The sequence below is a fragment of the Sporosarcina sp. FSL W8-0480 genome (assembly GCF_037963765.1).
Lineage (GTDB): Bacteria > Bacillota > Bacilli > Bacillales_A > Planococcaceae > Sporosarcina.
The window spans coordinates 1,146,801-1,163,530 of sequence record NZ_CP150166.1; the positions used below are offsets into that span (position 1 = coordinate 1,146,801).

Below are 16,730 nucleotides of genomic sequence, written 5' to 3' on the forward strand. Positions count from 1 at the left end.
AAAATGAACAAACAAAAAATAAAGAAGATCGTCCTAACGGTGGTACTCATTGGTGCCGCCGTTTTTCTTTGTCTTCTTTTACTTGGAACATTTGCACAAGCTGCTGGTTTAGTGGATGATACGGTATCGGAAGACAATTTGTATTCTAAATATGCCCTTGACCATTACCAACTCGATTTTTACGTGGATACGGGTTGGGATTGGCTCCCGTGGAACTGGAATGATGGCATCGGAAAACAAGTGATGTATGGCCTATATACAATCACCAATTTTATCTGGATTATTAGCCTATATTTATCAAATGCGACAGGCTACTTAATCCAACAAGCCTATTCATTGGATTTCATTTCACAAACAGCGGATGCCATCGGGAAGAATATGCAAACATTAGCTGGAATCACCGCCAGTGGTTTTAGCAGTTCGGGGTTTTATGTGGGCTTCCTGCTTATCTTTATTTTAGTAATCGGGATTTACGTGGCCTATACAGGATTAATGAAACGGGAAACGACAAAAGCCATTCGAGCGATTCTCAATTTTTTAGTTGTGTTTATTTTGTCTGCCTCCTTTATTGCCTACGCTCCAACATATATCAGTAAAATCAATGATTTTTCAGCAGATATTAGTCAAGCAAGTTTGGACTTAGGAACCAAAATTTTGATGCCGAACTCGACAAGTCAAGGGAAAGATAGTGTGGATATGATACGGAATAACCTTTTTTCTATTCAAGTGGAACAACCATGGTTATTATTACAATTTGGTGATTCAGATAAAGAGACGATTGGCGAAGAACGTGTCGAAGCCTTAGTTTCCACTAGTCCAGATGCCAATAACGGAAAAGATCGGGAAGATGCCGTCAAAACAGAAATTGAAGATCACGACAATAAAAATTTAACGATTACGAAGACCACTACACGTTTAGGAATGGTCTTCTTTTTGTTTCTATTTAATATCGGAATTTCCATTTTTGTGTTTCTTTTATCGGGAATTATGATTTTCTCACAAATTCTGTTTATTATCTATGCCATGTTTCTACCTATCAGTTTTTTATTGTCCATGATACCTACCTTTGAAAACATGGGAAAACAGGCGATTATGAAATTGTTTAATGTGATTATGCTTCGTGCTGGGATTACATTAATCATTACTGTTGCTTTCAGTATTTCTTCCATGCTTTACAGTTTAACAACGAGTTATCCATTTTTCTTGATTGCCTTCTTACAGATTGTGACATTTGCGGGCATTTACATGAAGCTTGGTGACATTATGAGCATGTTCAAACTGCAAAGCAATGACTTGCAACAAGTTGGACGTCAAGTCATGCGTCGTCCTTACCGAATGTTTAATCGGGGCAGTCGCCGATTACAACGAAAAATTGGACGTACTCTTGCGGGGGCAACAGCTGGAGCAACGGTCGGAGCAATGGTCGGGAAATCAAAACAAGCAAAAGGTTCGTCCTCTTCACTACGTCCATTGCAACGGCTAACATCGACTACAAAAAATAACAAAGAACGCTCAAATGCAAATACAAAACCAACCTCTTTGAGCCAAAAAGTAGGTCAAGTCACAGGAAAAGTGCTTGGTGCGAAAAAGCAGTTACGTGCAAATTTTAAGTATCGTAAAGATCAGCTACATGATTTACCTACTACTGCTCAATATGCGGTCATGAAAGGAAAAGAACAACTTACAAAACCTTCCCGCGATTTTAAAGAAGGGATAAAACAAGCAAAAGAAAAGAGACAAAAAACACATGCAGAACGTAAAGCAAAACATCGTCAAACAATTGCAGATAGGCGACAAGCTTTGGATAAAAAACGTACTCCTTCTCGGGAATTTGTCAGTCCTAAACGGCCGGTCACACAAAAAGGCAATGAATCGTTACATCAGGATAGATTAAAGAAACCACCTGTTCAAGAAAAGCAAAAGACTAAACCTGTCACAATAGTCGAACATAGGAAGCCAACCAAATTACAACAACGGTTATCCAGTCCACACAGAAAAGAGCATCTGATTGAAACCGATCATTCTAAACAGCCTGTTAAAAAAGGAAACCTACCTGTTCAAGAAGAACGTTCCCGATTAAAAAATAATCGAAAAATCACCAAACGCCCTTCTAAACCCCTTAAACGAACAAGACAAAAGCAGATTAAGAAACGGTTCGTGCAAACAAGTAGGGGGAAACGCTGATGAAGATGATGAGATTAAAAATCACGTTAATCACTTGGGGATTAGGATTTATTGCGTTGTTTGGGCTATTAGCATTTGTAGCTATTTTTATATCGAATGAAGAACATTCATCAGATGGTGGTGACTTCATTAGTGAAATAGGCGGTATATCGGTTTCTGCGGACGTATTAAAGCATCAAGCTATGGTAGAAAAATATGCGAAAGAATATGGCATTCTTGAGTATGTTTCGACACTACTTGCCATTATTGAAGTGGAAAGCGGTGGCAAGTTAAAAGATGTGATGCAATCAAGTGAATCGTTGGGATTACCACCTAATACATTGGATACCGAAGCATCTATTCAACAAGGAACAAAATATTTTGCGGATTTATTACGTTCCGCGGAACGAAGTGGTGTTGATGGCAGTACAGTCATTCAGGCTTACAACTATGGTGGTGCTTTTATTGATTATGTCGCAAAACGAGGGAACTCTTACTCTTTTGAACTAGCTGAAAGCTTTGCGAAGGAACGGTCAGGGGGAAGTAAAGTCACTTACTCCAATCCGATAGCCGTAAAGAAAAACGGGGGCTGGCGTTATCTTTATGGAAATATGTTTTATGTCGATTTAGTGAGTCAATATTTCATTTCTGTCCAATTTGATGATGAAATGGTTCAAGTTGTTATGAATGAAGCCCTAAAGTATGAAGGGTTCCCTTATGTCTTTGGGGGTGACAATCCAAAGACCTCTTTTGATTGTAGTGGACTGACACAATGGAGTTATCGGAAGGCCGGTATCAACTTACCTAGAACAGCACAGCAACAATATGACGTAACCCAGCATATTCCACTTTCTCAAGCAAAACCGGGTGATTTAGTATTTTTTCATTCCACTTATAACGCAGGAACCTATGTCACGCATGTTGGTATCTACATTGGAAACAACCAAATGTATAACGCAGGCGATCCGATTGGTTATGCGGATTTGACGTCTTCTTACTGGCAAAAGCACCTAATTGGAGCTGGACGGATAAAAAAATAGAAAGGGTTGGATAAAATGAAGGGATTATTTAAGAAGCAAGACAAGCAAACGAAAGAGACAAAATCTAAAAAGCTGAAAGTACGGAAGTTTGGAGCACGGAAAAAGTCAGTGATAATTTTATGGATAGTTCTCATTGGAAGCCTTGCCTTTGGAGTATATAAAAACTTTACAGCGATTGACCGACATACCATTCATGAAAGAGAAATCATTGAAACAAAGATCATGGATACGAATGCGATTGAGAGCTTTACCAAAAACTTTGTGAAAGATTACTATACATGGCAAAATAAAAAAGAATCCATTGAACAGCGAACAGAAAAGATAAATGATTACTTGACAGAGGATTTACAAGCTTTAAATACTGATACTGTTAGAGCTGATATTCCTACCAGTTCCAGTGTAGGTGATATAAACATTTGGTCAGTATCGCAAGAAAATGAGGATACCTATGCGGTTGTTTATTCGGTGGAACAAAAAATCACAGAAGATAAAAATAGTGAGTGGATTCGCTCTGCCTATCGTGTTCTACTTCATCAAGATAATACAGGTAACCTAGTAATTACACAAAATCCTACCTTATGGAGCTTACCGAATAAATCAGATTATGAGCCACAACAACCTGAAAGCAATGGAACAGTCGATTCCGATACTATACAGGAAGTGACCGAGTTTTTGGAGACGTTTTTTGCGTTTTATCCGACTGCGACGGATAAAGAACTTGCTTATTATGTGAAAAATAATGCCTTACCACCGATTGGTAAGGATTATTTATTTTCAGAGCTAGTTAATCCTGTATTCCAACAGTCTGGAAATCAGGTATATGTCTGGGTATCGGTGAAGTATTTGGATGAGACGACAAAAGCAACGCAGTTTTTACAGTATGTGCTCACTTTAGAGAAGGATACGAATTGGATGATTGTAAAATAAGTGAATAGGTTCCATTGATTAAATGAGAGTCAAATTAGAGAATTTTGCTTAGATGGGGAACCATTTTCTAGTATTATAGTGTAACACTTGAATTTTACTGATTTTTATGCATATAATATAATTAATAAATATCGGAAGGGTGAACCAAGTACATGATTTATTAATCCTATTTACTAGAAAAACATTCGTGATAAGTTACGATACGATTTTCTGAATAGGATAAATCTGTACTTTTTTAATCAATGTACTATAAATATTAAATAATATTTTTGTATTCTTTCCTATTCAGAAGTCAACGAATGATGACAACGATTTTCTGAATAGGATTAATAATGTACATTATTATAGTCAAAAAGTATATGTAAATTAATTGTTTAAGTGTTTTCTTTTTGCGATTAATTATGTGCCTCCTATTCAGAAATGATAGGAGGTTTTTTGTTTTCTTAAGTAAAGATTGAGAGTAAGTATAAGAATTGTTTCCCTTAATAAAAAAGTGTATGAAGTACATTATTTGTTATGTATGAAGATATCGCCGTGCAGTATTCTCCGACCGTTCTTTCTCATGAGCAAGAAAATATTCCATAATAAATAATAGTAATTCATCTTGTTTGAGAAATAATGCCTAAGTGCTCTGGTAGACATTCCGACTTCAGATGCAATTCTTCGGATAGATGCTTTTTCAATACCTTCCGTTTCAATAATTTTCCAAGCTGTTTCAACGATCATTTTTCTTTTGTGATTATGATCAACTATTTTCTGCACTCAAATCACTCTTACTTTTATTTAATACACTGTGCTATTATAATTTTATCGCAGTGTGTGAAATAAATAAGGGGGGATGTTTAGGTTCTTGAAATCACTTATAGGAACATTAAAGCGGATGGACATTATCAAAGTGGTGAAATAGGACCTTTTTGAGAAATTAAATCATTTGTAAGGTACATTAAACTTTTTTTATAATCGAATAAGTTTAATAAATGGTTTATTAACAGTTTGGGGGATAAGGGAAGGAATCATAGAATGAAACGAAGATAGTCAGGGGCAGTGCCTACTTTTTTCATGGAAAGGAGATTGAAATAGATGGATCTTCATTACGAAATTAAAGGAAGTGGAAAGCCGGTTATACTACTTCATAGTGGAGCTATGGATTCACGTGACTGGGAATTCATCACCCCACATCTTTCAAAGTCGTTCAAAGTAATCACTCTTGATGTCCGGGGTGCAGGGAAGTCACCCGTTCCTAATGAACCCATTGATTATGTTGAGGATCTTAGAAAACTCTTGGATCATCTTAAAATTAAGAAAGGTGCCCTCGTAGGACATTCCCTGGGGGGACAAATTGCAACTGATTTTACTCTGACCTATCCAAAAAGAGTGTCTCAACTGGTATTGGTCGCTCCAGGACTGTCGGGGTTTAAATTTTCTTCCGAGCATGCGGAATTAGAGAGCCGAGTTTCTAAAGCTGCACCAGATGTCGAGAAAATGATTAATATAACATTAAACGAGCCTTCCTGGAGCGTTTCTTTCGGAAAAGTATACGATTTATTACGTGAAATGATGATACATAATATTCAAAAGACTTTTGATTGGAAAACATTCAAAACTGCTTCCTCCAATTCAGCGATGGAAAGATTGGGAGAAATTAAAACAAAGACACTTTTTATCATAGGAGAGAAGGACTCAGAAGATCTCTTTAAAATCGCACAATTATATAAGGAAATTCCCAATATTAACTTTGTGCGTATACCTGGTGCTAATCACATCATCACTTTGACCCATCCTAAGGAGGTTTCCGACCACATCAGTCATTTTTTGAGCTTACTAGAATGGTAATATCGCGAAAACACAGATAAGGGATCTGTTCCAGTTAGGGAAAATCGTAAGTGGAAGCAATCAACCAACCATAACGTTGTCCTGAATGTGGTTTTGATAAGAATACCGTCAGAAGTCTTTAGGGACTACTTATCATCTAAAAGCGAGAATACTACCCGATGGCATTCATTGGTTTGGGCAGTCATTCTGTATTTGTTTCAGCAGATTCTCTTCAAGCTTTTTGGACATGGGATTGCTGAAAGGCATTACGCTAACTTGGGGTAGTATGGATGCACTGGTTAGGAGCTTGAAGTAAAGTAGAGAACAAGACTTTATAATTTAATATGATTTTAAAATTATAAAGAAATATTCACAAAGGCGATTGACCCAAATAGTTAATCGCCTTTTAATTACATTTTGTATAGATGTTTACTTGTCTCCAAACGGTAAAGAATACTCTTATTTCAAACCTATAAAATTGCTTAAACAATATAAAATATTATTAAGCACTTTTTAAGTGAAAAACTTCTAAAAACTAAATCTACTAACCCGTTGAATAAAATTGATACATGATCAACTAACTCAATTTACTTTCATCGCAGAGTGTTTCTAAATGATAACGGATTACTTCCTTCACCTTTTCTGGAGAGTAGACATCAGGTCTTAACAGAGCATGAATGGACAATCCATCAATTAATGCCGCTAGCCTACTCTTTTCTAATTTTACATTAGTTGAATCAGATAAAATCCCTTGTAGAACTAATATCTCGATCATTGAACTTGCTAATTCATACATACCGTTAGTCATCTCATCTTTTTTTTCTTTTAAAGTATCACTTGTAAGTGACTGAAGTGCAAGGATCCACCAAACACTTGTTTCGATTTTCTTTTCTTCATCAATTGGTATAAGCTCTAATAAAACTTCCGCAACCGCCTGCAATGGATTGTCTGACCAACTTTTACTTTGAGAACGTTTTTTCCCTTCTTCCAGATAATAATCCATGATAAATAATAACATTTCATCCTTAGTTGAAAAATAATGTCTTAACGCTCCAGCAGACATGCCTGCTTCAATAGCAACTCTTCTTATAGATGCTTTTTCGATTCCCTCTTTCTTAATAATACTCCAAGCGGCCTCAGCAATTGACTTCCTCTTTTTTTCATGATTAACAATCCTTGGCATAAAAAATCACTTCCTTTTCTTAACACAGTGTGTTATTATAACTTTAACACACTGTGTTATTTAAATTATAACATATAAAAAGGAGGGACTCTATATTTGATTGAAAGTATTGAAGCATTGATGCCTTCTTCATCAATAGACACATCGATAGCTTTGCTAATTATTTCTATTTGCGCATTAATTGATATATTAAGTCCTGGTGTACTTGCTGTAACAGCTTATTTATTATTGACACAGCCTAATCAATTATCTTCTCGCTTGCTTGTTTTTTTGTTTATTACGCAGTTTGGCTACTTCGTAGTGGGCTTATTCCTATACTTTGGTGGAGATTCACTATTGAAAGGAATCGGAGAATTATCTGAATTTGACTTTATCAATTGGTTTTATCTCCTTTTTGGAGCAGTTATGGCTCTAATTAGCTTCTGTAAACCAAATGATAATACAAAAAAACGTTTAATTTCATTTATACCCCAAAAAACAACGATGAAAGGGATGATCATGTTAGGTATCATTGTTTTTCTAATTGAATTTGTAACTGCTTTGCCTTACTTTTATTCAATTTTGTTAATGAATCACCTAACAATTGAGCCTTCCTCTTCTATCTTTATTATAATTGGCTACAATCTTGTAATGGTGCTTCCTTCTCTTCTTTTGTTAGGGGTTAATATTATGTTTAAAGAGAGACTGCAACAATTTTTAAATAAAATTAGATCAAAATTAAATGAAGCTCCGATTTCCTCACTCTTGGTAGCGATAGGAGTCGTAGGTGCGGTTTTTTTCAACATCGGTCTTAGAGGCATATTAAATTAAAAAATTATTAATGAGGTGTTCATCATGAAAGAAATTATCAGTGGACTTGGTCTACTTTTCGTTATACAGGGAGTAGGCGGATTAATCAATCATTTGACTAATGGTGGAAAAAGTTGGTTTTTGGTAAATTATATTAATGCGTTTCAGGGATTTGAAATTGTTATGGACATTATTTTTATTGTAGTTGGTGGGGTCATAAGTTTAGCCTCTTGGAAAATAGGCGGAACAACTAAAGGAGAAAATTAAAATATAGAGTAAATAGGACGGTTTATACATAGCCGTCCAGTTTGGCGGATGCTCCGTTGAAATAAATTTTTAAATGTTTATAGAGAGGAACGTAAGAATTATTATGAATTTAAGACATATAGGGAGCTTGTCTCCCCAAAAGGAAGAACGATTATATTTTATTGATAACCTAAGAGGAGCTCTTACAGTGTTGGTTGTGCTTCATCATTTGGTGTATTTTTCCATTTATAACGAGGTATTAACACAAGGTTCTATTGGGGTTGTAATGGGTCTTCTATTCCTTGCTTTTAACCAGACTTTCTTTATGGGGACATTTTTTCTTATTTCTGGTTACTTTGTCCCTCTATCTATTGAACGAAATGGGACAACTCGGTTTATCAAAGATAGATCTATCCGATTCCTAATCCCATTTATCTTCTATATTTTCATTCTTAGCCAAGTTCAAGCAATTGAAGCCTATATACTTAACGAAGAGCCATTTACATGGCAAACCTATTTTTCACATTTAACTTACGGGCCGATGTGGTATGTCGAACTACTTTTCGTATTCGTTTGTTTATACGCAGTCTGGGCGAAGTTTATGAGTAAAAATAAGCTATCAGTAGTTCGGCAGAGTACACCACCCACCTACAGGATGTTTACAGTCTTTGTAATGATATTAGCAGCAGGATACTTCACCATAAGACTGTGGGTTCCTGCTCTTGATTTACCCGGTGGATCTCCCAAGGTTCAATCATTTGTTGGACTTTTTACAGCAAGTGGCTATGATCTCCCGCAATATGTCGGGCTATTCATTTTGGGTATCATCGCTTACCAACGTAATTGGTTTCGAAATACTCCTGATTCTATGGGGAGGGCGGGTTTTGGAATTGCAATTGGAGCATCGATTCTTCTTCTTCCCTTAGTCTTGTTATTTGGGGTAGACGGATTACAGTTTTCTGGTGGCTGGAACTGGACATCTTTGGTTTATTCTCTGTGGGAAGCTCTATTTTCTGTTGGCGTCATTCTCGGATTAATCATATTCTTTCGGAAAAGAGTTTTTCATCAAGGAAAAGGTTGGAGCTTCTTGTCAGCCCATTCTTTCGTGATTTACATCATTCATATACCGATTATCGCTATTGTTATTGCTGGATTGAAGGTCATCCACTTTCCACCATCCTTCATGTTTCTAGCTATGATTCTGATCACGATACCACTTTGCTTCTTGTTAAGTTATATAATTAAGCAGATTCCCTTTGCGTCAAAGATTCTTTAGGATGGTGAATATTAAAGAAGAAAAGAGGATACGACGATAACCATATCTGCCCTTATGCTTCTCAAAAATAGAACTAATGAGCCTTTTTCACTTTGAATTTTTATCTGAGTGCTCAAAAGTATTAATTTTATAATAATAAGTGTTACGTGGAATACCGGAAATTTTGAGTAATGTCTTCACAGGATAATCGCGCTTTTGCTCTTATACTACTTTTACTTTTTTGTTTTGTCGTAATTTGTTTTCTTCTTGAACTAAGGCTTTCAACTTTTTGAAATAGAATTTTCCATTTAATAATATGTATAAATTTTTACTCCCACCTGGCTTATGTTCAGTTGGGCTTTTTTGTATTTAATGAATATTTTTTAAAATATTGCTCTTATTTTTGGCATTTCATAAAAAATCTTGTTGAAGGTTATGAAAGGGGAGATCATCACCCACCTTTGCAGTTGCGAAGGGAGAGGAAATGCATGATAGAACCAGATCGTACCGAGTGGCAAGTTCGCTGTGCATTTAATGCTTTTTGTAAACGTGTATTGAAGAATGAAGCAATCAATATTTTCAACGAAAGACAACAACGACAAGCAAAGGAGATGACATTTTCTGATCTCACACCACAAGTAGAAAATCAACTCTATACCTTAGATCAGCAATATGAAGGAGAAGAAGGACAAAGTTTTCAAGTGGCTGGAAAGAAAATCACTCCGAAATTACTCGCTGAAGCGTTGCGTACTTTGCCAATAGAAAAGCGTAAGACAGTCCTACTATACTATTTTTTTGATAAATCAGATGTAGAAATAGCCGAACTACTAGAGATTCCTCGTAGTACGGTTCAGTATAGACGGACAAGCTCTTTTAAAAGATTAAAGCGATTTTTGGAGGAACATGCAGATGACTGGGATGATTGATGCTAACACAAAAGACAACGAATGTGGCTTATTACCGTATCCAATTATTTTAGCTGCAAATAAGGGTGATCCAGAAGCGATGAATTACGTTATTTTGCATTACGGAAGCTATATGGCAAGTTTGTCTATGCGTAAACTTTATGATGAGCGTGGTAATACGTATTGGGGCATTGATGTAGACACACATGATCGTTTACGTTCGAAGCTTATGCAGGGCATTTTAGCTTTCAAGATTTGATTACATGGTTAAGTTTTCCCTTTCACATATATTGTTCTTTTACAAAGAAAGCACGGAAGATAACCCCGTGCAGTATAGACCAAAAATCAGATACGTTCTACTGATGATGAGCCACTTGATTCATACGCCATGACTTTCGATAGAAACGAGCGATTATCTATGAGTCTAATGCAATCGTGGTGGATTGCTGGCGATAACCCATCAGCTAGGATAATGATACTCCTCTACCGTCATGGTTCGAGCGTTCAAAGCGTCGCAGGCTATGAGTAGTGCTGGAAGAAATACTTGCAGGGGTGAAATTCCCGTGGAGCTGTACCAACAGCCGTCTGATTTTAATTGATTAATTAAAAGGGGGGGTCTTTTTGAAACAGAACTTGATTACTTATGGTATGCAAATTACTATATTAAAACAACTGCTAACCCGTACATAATTACCGAGTAAGAATATTACATGGTTAAAAATAAATTAATGAAAGAATATGGCATCATTTCTGATATTACAGGCTGAATTGTGTTTCTATTGGCGATACATTTTGTATGGGAGTTATCATATTTCCAATCATTCGATTTTTTGTTGTTAGAAGATTTAAGGATGTTCAATTTGAACTTCAATAATATAATCGGTCTAGATTCCAGAGTAATGAGGATTTTTTTAACAAAGGAATACATGACAAAACACCTCTCGAACCGAACATTCGAGAGATGTTTCGCTCTTATTTGTTTACAATGCGATTGTACGTATTAACAGTTAATACGTAATAGACTGCATAGATGATAACAAAGAAGACTATAGCCATTAGAATAGGGAAGATAAGATTGATTCCAATTAGATTAGAAATAAAGTTGCTAGTAAAGTACAATGTCACACAACTGTGCAATATTCCTACGGTTAGTGGCAATCCGAACACAAATAATGACTGTCTTTTGATTGATTTACGTATATCCTTTTTATTGACACCGATTTTTCTAAGGATTTCATATTGTCCTTTCGCCTCATTCGCTTCTGTTAACTGTTTGAAATAAATGATACTTCCACTTGCCGCTAAAAATACAAGTCCCAAAAAACCAAAAATAAAGAGAGTAATTGCGTTTCCTTCTTTACCTTGCTTATACTCAGTATAAAATGATGAAGAAACTTGAAAATCGTTTCCAACCAGTTTATTTACTTTCCTTGAAGTGGCTTGTGCCGTTACTTCATTTTCCACTTCATACACTTTATAAGTTAATGGTGCCTCTTTTTTGGCTATCTTGGCAAACATTTCGTTACTGACTACGAGAAAGAAATCGGGATAATCGAAAGGTAGCACATTACTTTCAACCATATGGACAAATGGCAGTTCGCTGCTTCCTTGAGGCAATTGAATCGTTATATTTTCTCCTTTAAAAACCGACTTCGTATATTCAGTAAACCTTGGCTGGATTACTGCTGCTTGATTTCCTGATAGTGAGACTGTTTCATCCTTATTTAAAGCATTAGCTACTTTATTAAATGTACTTTCTGAGATTAATTTCACAGGATTTATGTCATAATCCAGTTGAAATGAGAGTATTCCTTTTACCTGAATGACGGGTATGTCTAGTTTGGCTTTTATTGGATGTCGATGATCTGCTTTTATTATGCTCTCCACCTGCGAATCAAATTCTGGACCTTTTGACAAATGCGAATAGCTGAACGGAACAACTTCCTTAGCTCTTTTTTCGTTGCTGTAATACCCACTGTAAGTTGCACCTAAGAAACAGATCGTAGCAGCACTCAACAATGCAATGACTGTAAAGGTACGTGCATTCCCTCTAATACGAAACAGTAAACGAGATGTTTCAATTATTCTAGTTCCTCTGTAATAACGCGACTTATTTTTTTGTGATAATCTTAATAAATAGACCGTTACAGATCGAAAAAATAAATGGGTGCCAATGACGAGAGCAACAAAAGCAATCCCATAATTTTTTATTAAATATTCCGTAGTAAATTCGTCAGGAAATGGTTTTAATATCAGCCAGTAACTAACGACAAGCAATATAACTCCGATAACAGCCGAAATAAGTGAAACCTTTGGAATTTGTTCTCCTTTTTTCTCATCATAGAATAATTCGATTAATGTAAAACGATAAATCAAACGGTAACCTTGAACGGAAGTGAATAAAATAATGACCATAAAGACTATGACTGTTTGGGTAATCGCTAAAATGGAAATACCGACGTCCACCTCGGCAATTGAACCCATAAGTTTTATTAAAATCATTGCAAATAATTTGGAAAGTAAGGTTCCAAGAATAATTCCAATAACTATTGCAATGATTCCCATAATCAAATTTTCATAAAACAACATTTTTGCAATGGTTTTCTTGCGTAAACCAAGTATGGCGTACAATCCGACTTCTTTCTTCCTTTTTCTTGTGAAGAATGAATTGGAGTACAAAATAAAGATTGCTACGAATAAAATTAAGATAATTGATGATACCCCAAACATGAAACTCATTGTATCCGACAATTCAATGCTTTCCTGAATTTTTTCGCTATATTGCAAGGAAGTGAACGTATAATAAATAACCATGCTGAAGACGAGTGTAACAAAATAGACAAAATAATTATTGAAATTACCTTTAATATTTTTCCTTGCTAAACTAAATAACGTCATTTGCTCCACCCCCCAGTGCGGATAGAACATCCAACACCTTGTTGAAAAATTCTTTGCGGGATCTTTTCCCTTTTACAAGTTCTGTGAAGATTTTACCGTCTTTAATAAATAGGACGCGATTACAATAACTTGCCGCATAAGCATCATGGGTAACCATTAAAATTGTTGCCTTGTCTTGTTCATTAAGATCCTTTAAACTTTCTAATAAGTCTGTTGCTGATTTCGAATCCAACGCACCTGTTGGTTCATCTGCCAATATTAGGTTTGGCTTTGAAATAATCGCGCGTGATGCTGCCGTACGTTGCTTTTGTCCCCCAGAAATTTGGTACGGGTACTTATTTAAAATGTCGCGAATGCCAAACTTATCTGCCACTTCATCTGCTCTTCGTTCCAATTCCTCAACGTTCAATTTTGCCAAGGCTAACGGCAAGATAATATTTTCTTTCACAGTTAGAGTATCTAATAAATTATAGTCTTGGAAAAGGAAACCAAGTTTGTCACGGCGAAAGGCAGATAATTGCTCTTCATTCATCTTTGTCAAATTGATTCCATCAACCACGATGTCACCAGCAGTCGGCTCGTCAATTGTTGCCAATATATTTAGTAAAGTTGATTTACCAGAACCCGAGGGACCCATAATACCGACGAATTCACCTTCCATGACGGTTAAGTCTATATCCTCCAAAGCTGAAAATACATTTCCCTTTGCACCATAGACTTTTTTTATTTGTTTTGCTTCGACAATAGTTTTCATATTTAAATCCTCCATTCAGAATAGTTTTGTTTTATGTTTTTATTTTACAATAGTTGCCCTTTATATAAACTTACAGCTTGATCTCGTAACCTTACATTTTCGTCACATTGATAAAAAATATATTAAACACGATGTTTTCTTTGTATGTTGGTCGATATTCAATTAATATGATGTTACAGAAGGATGATTGTTTGGAGGGAAAAGGAATGAAAATCATGATTGTGGAAGATGATTTGACCATTCGTGATATGGTAGGGGAAACATTAGAAAAGTGGGGTTTTGAAACCGTTAAGATCGAAGACTTTGACCAAATCATGCAGGTATTTCTTAATCATGATCCTCACCTAGTCATCATGGATATCAATTTGCCATCGTTTGACGGATTTTACTGGTGTAATAAAATCAGAGAAATTTCAAAGGTCCCTATGATCTTTCTCTCTTCCCGTGATACACCAATGGATATAGTGATGTCGATGAACATGGGAGGAGATGATTATATTCAAAAACCTTTCCATATGGATGTATTGATTGCAAAAATTAATGCACTCCTTCGCAGAACGTATTCCTATATGGAAACACAGTCTCAGACAATGGAACATGATGGAATTATATTAAATCTTGAAAACGGAGAGGTCTTACATGGAGATCGAAAATCGGAACTCACGAAAACAGAATTTCTTATTTTAAAAATTCTTATGAAAAATAAAGGAATCATCGTCAGTCGTACGAAAATGATGCGTAGCCTTTGGAAGAATGAAAATTTCGTGGACGAAAATACATTGACGGTTAATATTGCTCGCCTGCGTAAAAAACTTGTTGAACTTGGAAAAGAACACTTTATTACAACTAAGAAAGGACAAGGTTATATAATTCAATGAATTTCTTTCATTACTTAAAAGATAAACGGAATTTCTTTATATTAAACATGATCATTATGTTCTTTGTTTCTTTGATGATGATTGTGAGCACAGATTCCAGAAACGCTGTAAGTAATATCGTATATACCAATATGGTTATCTTTTTTATTGTAGCTATATACGTAATCATCGAATACTATTACAATAGAGAATTTTATCGGGAATTAAATGATTTGGTTGAAAGTAATCATGAAGAATTTCTCGCAACTCTGCCTAAACCGCGAAACGATGAACAACTGTTATATCTTGAGTTATTAAAAAAAGTAAATAGTGTGCATGGCGATCAATTACAAAAGTTGTATAACGAAAAAATGGATCATCAAGACTTTATTACATCTTGGATTCATGAAGTCAAGGTTCCGATTGCGGCAGGTCGCTTGCTTATGGAAAACAGTAATGGAAGAACTGTTGAATACCTTGTGGACAAGTTTGAAGATGAGTTGGATAGAATAGAAAATTACGTAGAGCAGGCTCTTTATTATTCTCGCATCGATTCTTTTTCCAAAGATTATTTTATTTCCGAGGTAGTGTTGGATCAAGTCGCTAAAAACAGTGTAAAGAAATATGCTAAATCTTTTATTAACAAGCAAATTCGTTTTCATATGGACAATATTGAACAGGTTGTCCATACCGACAGTAAATGGCTTGGTTTTATTATCGATCAAGTTTTTTCAAATTCTTTAAAATATACAGGTGAAGGCGGTGAAATCTCCGTACAATTTGAGGAAGATCGAAAAGAAAAGCGGCTACAGATTCAAGATACAGGCATTGGAATTAAGCCAGAGGATATCAGCCGCGTATTTGAAAAAGGATTTACAGGATTTATTGGGAGAAGTCATGCCAAATCTACCGGTTTAGGTCTCTACCTTGCAAAAGAAATGGCTCTTAAATTAGGCCATGACCTTTCCATTCATTCAGAAGATGGGAAATATACGAAGGTCATCATCCACTTTCCAAAAATCAGAAATTATTATCATCTATAAGTATAATGGTGGGGTTAAAGAAATTGGTTAATCGGAAAATAAGTATCAAATTAAAGGTGTTCAAGTAGAATAATGTTTTTCGTAAGGCTTAATAAATATTAAATAATATAGTCAATAGTAAGTGAATTAGGGTAACAAAAGGTTAACGCAATCAAAAATAAGGTAATAAAAGACGTAAAAAATATTCATTTATCTGGAGCTAGAATGGAAGAAGACCGGCGGATTTTTTGTTTATAAGAGCTATTAAATTAAATAAGGTTTAGTGAATTGTTTCCAACAGTAGATGTCGATAGTAGGGTCGATCTTAATTTAAAAACAATAAGTGAACTGAAACTATAGACTTAATACGTAGTTTAAATCAATATTACATTAATAAAAAAGGAGCATTCAATTGGATTCGTCGAAATTCAGTATTAGTCGGTTACTTTTGTATTTTATACCCGTTTCATTATTTCTCTTTGTATTCGGTAATGTTTGACATATTTGATAGAAATTCTAGGTATGGTTCGCAAATAGGTATGCTTTTACAAGGTACTCTATATGTTTAAAAGTAAAAATCCATCCATGTCTAAAAATAGGATTGAAGGGTGTAAATTCACGATCTAAATTGATCGTGGTAATTACGTTACCTTTTACATTACTTGTATCAGGTATTTTAACAGTTTTTTTATTTATTGGCATTGAAAATGTCAGGTTAAACTTAACAGCAAGTGTTTTAACTACAGTTTTAATCAATACAGTGACAGCATTTATCTATGAGGCATTTCCAGAGGAAGTCTTTATTCATGGATTAATATTTGAAGAGTTACATAAGAAATTTCGTTTCATCATCTAGCTGATTTACAACCATTAATTTTC

General features: G+C 35.3%; 14 protein-coding genes and 1 pseudogene. 11 read left to right on the forward strand and 4 right to left on the reverse strand.

Going from position 1 to position 16,730, the window contains the following annotated elements:
- The first annotated feature begins 3 nt into the window (after positions 1-3).
- From NSQ43_RS05930 to NSQ43_RS05940, 3 genes are read left to right on the forward strand one after another with little or no spacing between them, the layout of a single operon-like run.
- Positions 4-2,184, forward strand: coding sequence for a YtxH domain-containing protein (locus tag NSQ43_RS05930; protein WP_339253900.1), 2,181 nt, complete (start codon positions 4-6; stop codon positions 2,182-2,184).
- 8 nt (positions 2,185-2,192) lie between these two features.
- On the forward strand, positions 2,193-3,203 hold the full coding sequence (locus tag NSQ43_RS05935; protein WP_339254815.1) for a bifunctional lysozyme/C40 family peptidase: 1,011 nt from the start codon (positions 2,193-2,195) through the stop codon (positions 3,201-3,203).
- A 15-nt stretch (positions 3,204-3,218) separates the two neighbouring features.
- Entirely contained in the window at positions 3,219-4,130 is a 912-nt protein-coding gene (locus NSQ43_RS05940) for a conjugal transfer protein (protein WP_339253902.1), read from the forward strand.
- A 541-nt stretch (positions 4,131-4,671) separates the two neighbouring features.
- On the opposite strand, the pseudogene NSQ43_RS05945 reads toward NSQ43_RS05940, so the two are convergent.
- A pseudogene (locus NSQ43_RS05945) lies at positions 4,672-4,892 on the reverse strand (helix-turn-helix domain-containing protein); the annotation flags it as partial.
- A 318-nt stretch (positions 4,893-5,210) separates the two neighbouring features.
- On the opposite strand from NSQ43_RS05945, the gene NSQ43_RS05950 reads away from it, so the two are divergent.
- Positions 5,211-5,963, forward strand: coding sequence for an alpha/beta hydrolase (locus NSQ43_RS05950; protein ID WP_164217505.1), 753 nt, complete (start codon positions 5,211-5,213; stop codon positions 5,961-5,963).
- 556 nt (positions 5,964-6,519) lie between these two features.
- Here NSQ43_RS05950 and NSQ43_RS05955 read toward each other — a convergent pair.
- Positions 6,520-7,125 (reverse strand): TetR/AcrR family transcriptional regulator, encoded by a 606-nt coding sequence (locus NSQ43_RS05955; RefSeq protein WP_088053198.1) that lies wholly within the window; start codon positions 7,123-7,125, stop codon positions 6,520-6,522.
- A gap of 96 nt (positions 7,126-7,221) precedes the next feature.
- Here NSQ43_RS05955 and NSQ43_RS05960 point away from each other — a divergent pair, with 96 nt between their 5' ends.
- The 5 genes from NSQ43_RS05960 (at position 7,222) to NSQ43_RS05980 (ending at position 10,579) form a co-directional block, all read left to right on the forward strand.
- Complete coding sequence (locus tag NSQ43_RS05960) at positions 7,222-7,935, forward strand: GAP family protein (protein ID WP_088053197.1); 714 nt, start codon at positions 7,222-7,224, stop codon at positions 7,933-7,935.
- A 24-nt stretch (positions 7,936-7,959) separates the two neighbouring features.
- Positions 7,960-8,181, forward strand: coding sequence for a hypothetical protein (locus tag NSQ43_RS05965; RefSeq protein WP_057983495.1), 222 nt, complete (start codon positions 7,960-7,962; stop codon positions 8,179-8,181).
- A gap of 103 nt (positions 8,182-8,284) precedes the next feature.
- Complete coding sequence (locus tag NSQ43_RS05970; RefSeq protein WP_088053196.1) at positions 8,285-9,436, forward strand: acyltransferase family protein; 1,152 nt, start codon at positions 8,285-8,287, stop codon at positions 9,434-9,436.
- A gap of 467 nt (positions 9,437-9,903) precedes the next feature.
- Positions 9,904-10,341 (forward strand): sigma factor-like helix-turn-helix DNA-binding protein, encoded by a 438-nt coding sequence (locus NSQ43_RS05975; protein WP_088053195.1) that lies wholly within the window; start codon positions 9,904-9,906, stop codon positions 10,339-10,341.
- On the forward strand, positions 10,325-10,579 hold the full coding sequence (locus NSQ43_RS05980; protein ID WP_017795849.1) for a helix-turn-helix domain-containing protein: 255 nt from the start codon (positions 10,325-10,327) through the stop codon (positions 10,577-10,579). The genes NSQ43_RS05975 and NSQ43_RS05980 overlap by 17 nt, the downstream gene beginning before the upstream one ends.
- Before the next feature lie 713 nt (positions 10,580-11,292).
- Here NSQ43_RS05980 and NSQ43_RS05985 read toward each other — a convergent pair.
- Both NSQ43_RS05985 and NSQ43_RS05990 read right to left on the reverse strand, forming a co-directional pair.
- A complete protein-coding gene (locus tag NSQ43_RS05985; protein ID WP_095312439.1) occupies positions 11,293-13,218 on the reverse strand; it encodes an FtsX-like permease family protein in 1,926 nt (641 codons plus the stop codon).
- Positions 13,205-13,972, reverse strand: a complete 768-nt coding sequence (locus NSQ43_RS05990) for an ABC transporter ATP-binding protein (RefSeq protein ID WP_033826644.1) — start codon at positions 13,970-13,972, stop codon at positions 13,205-13,207. The genes NSQ43_RS05985 and NSQ43_RS05990 overlap by 14 nt, the downstream gene beginning before the upstream one ends.
- Positions 13,973-14,178: 206 nt before the next feature.
- Here NSQ43_RS05990 and NSQ43_RS05995 point away from each other — a divergent pair, with 206 nt between their 5' ends.
- Complete coding sequence (locus NSQ43_RS05995; protein WP_095239542.1) at positions 14,179-14,850, forward strand: response regulator transcription factor; 672 nt, start codon at positions 14,179-14,181, stop codon at positions 14,848-14,850.
- On the forward strand, positions 14,847-15,872 hold the full coding sequence (locus NSQ43_RS06000; protein ID WP_095312434.1) for a sensor histidine kinase: 1,026 nt from the start codon (positions 14,847-14,849) through the stop codon (positions 15,870-15,872). The genes NSQ43_RS05995 and NSQ43_RS06000 overlap by 4 nt, the downstream gene beginning before the upstream one ends.
- Positions 15,873-16,730: the final 858 nt, after the last annotated feature.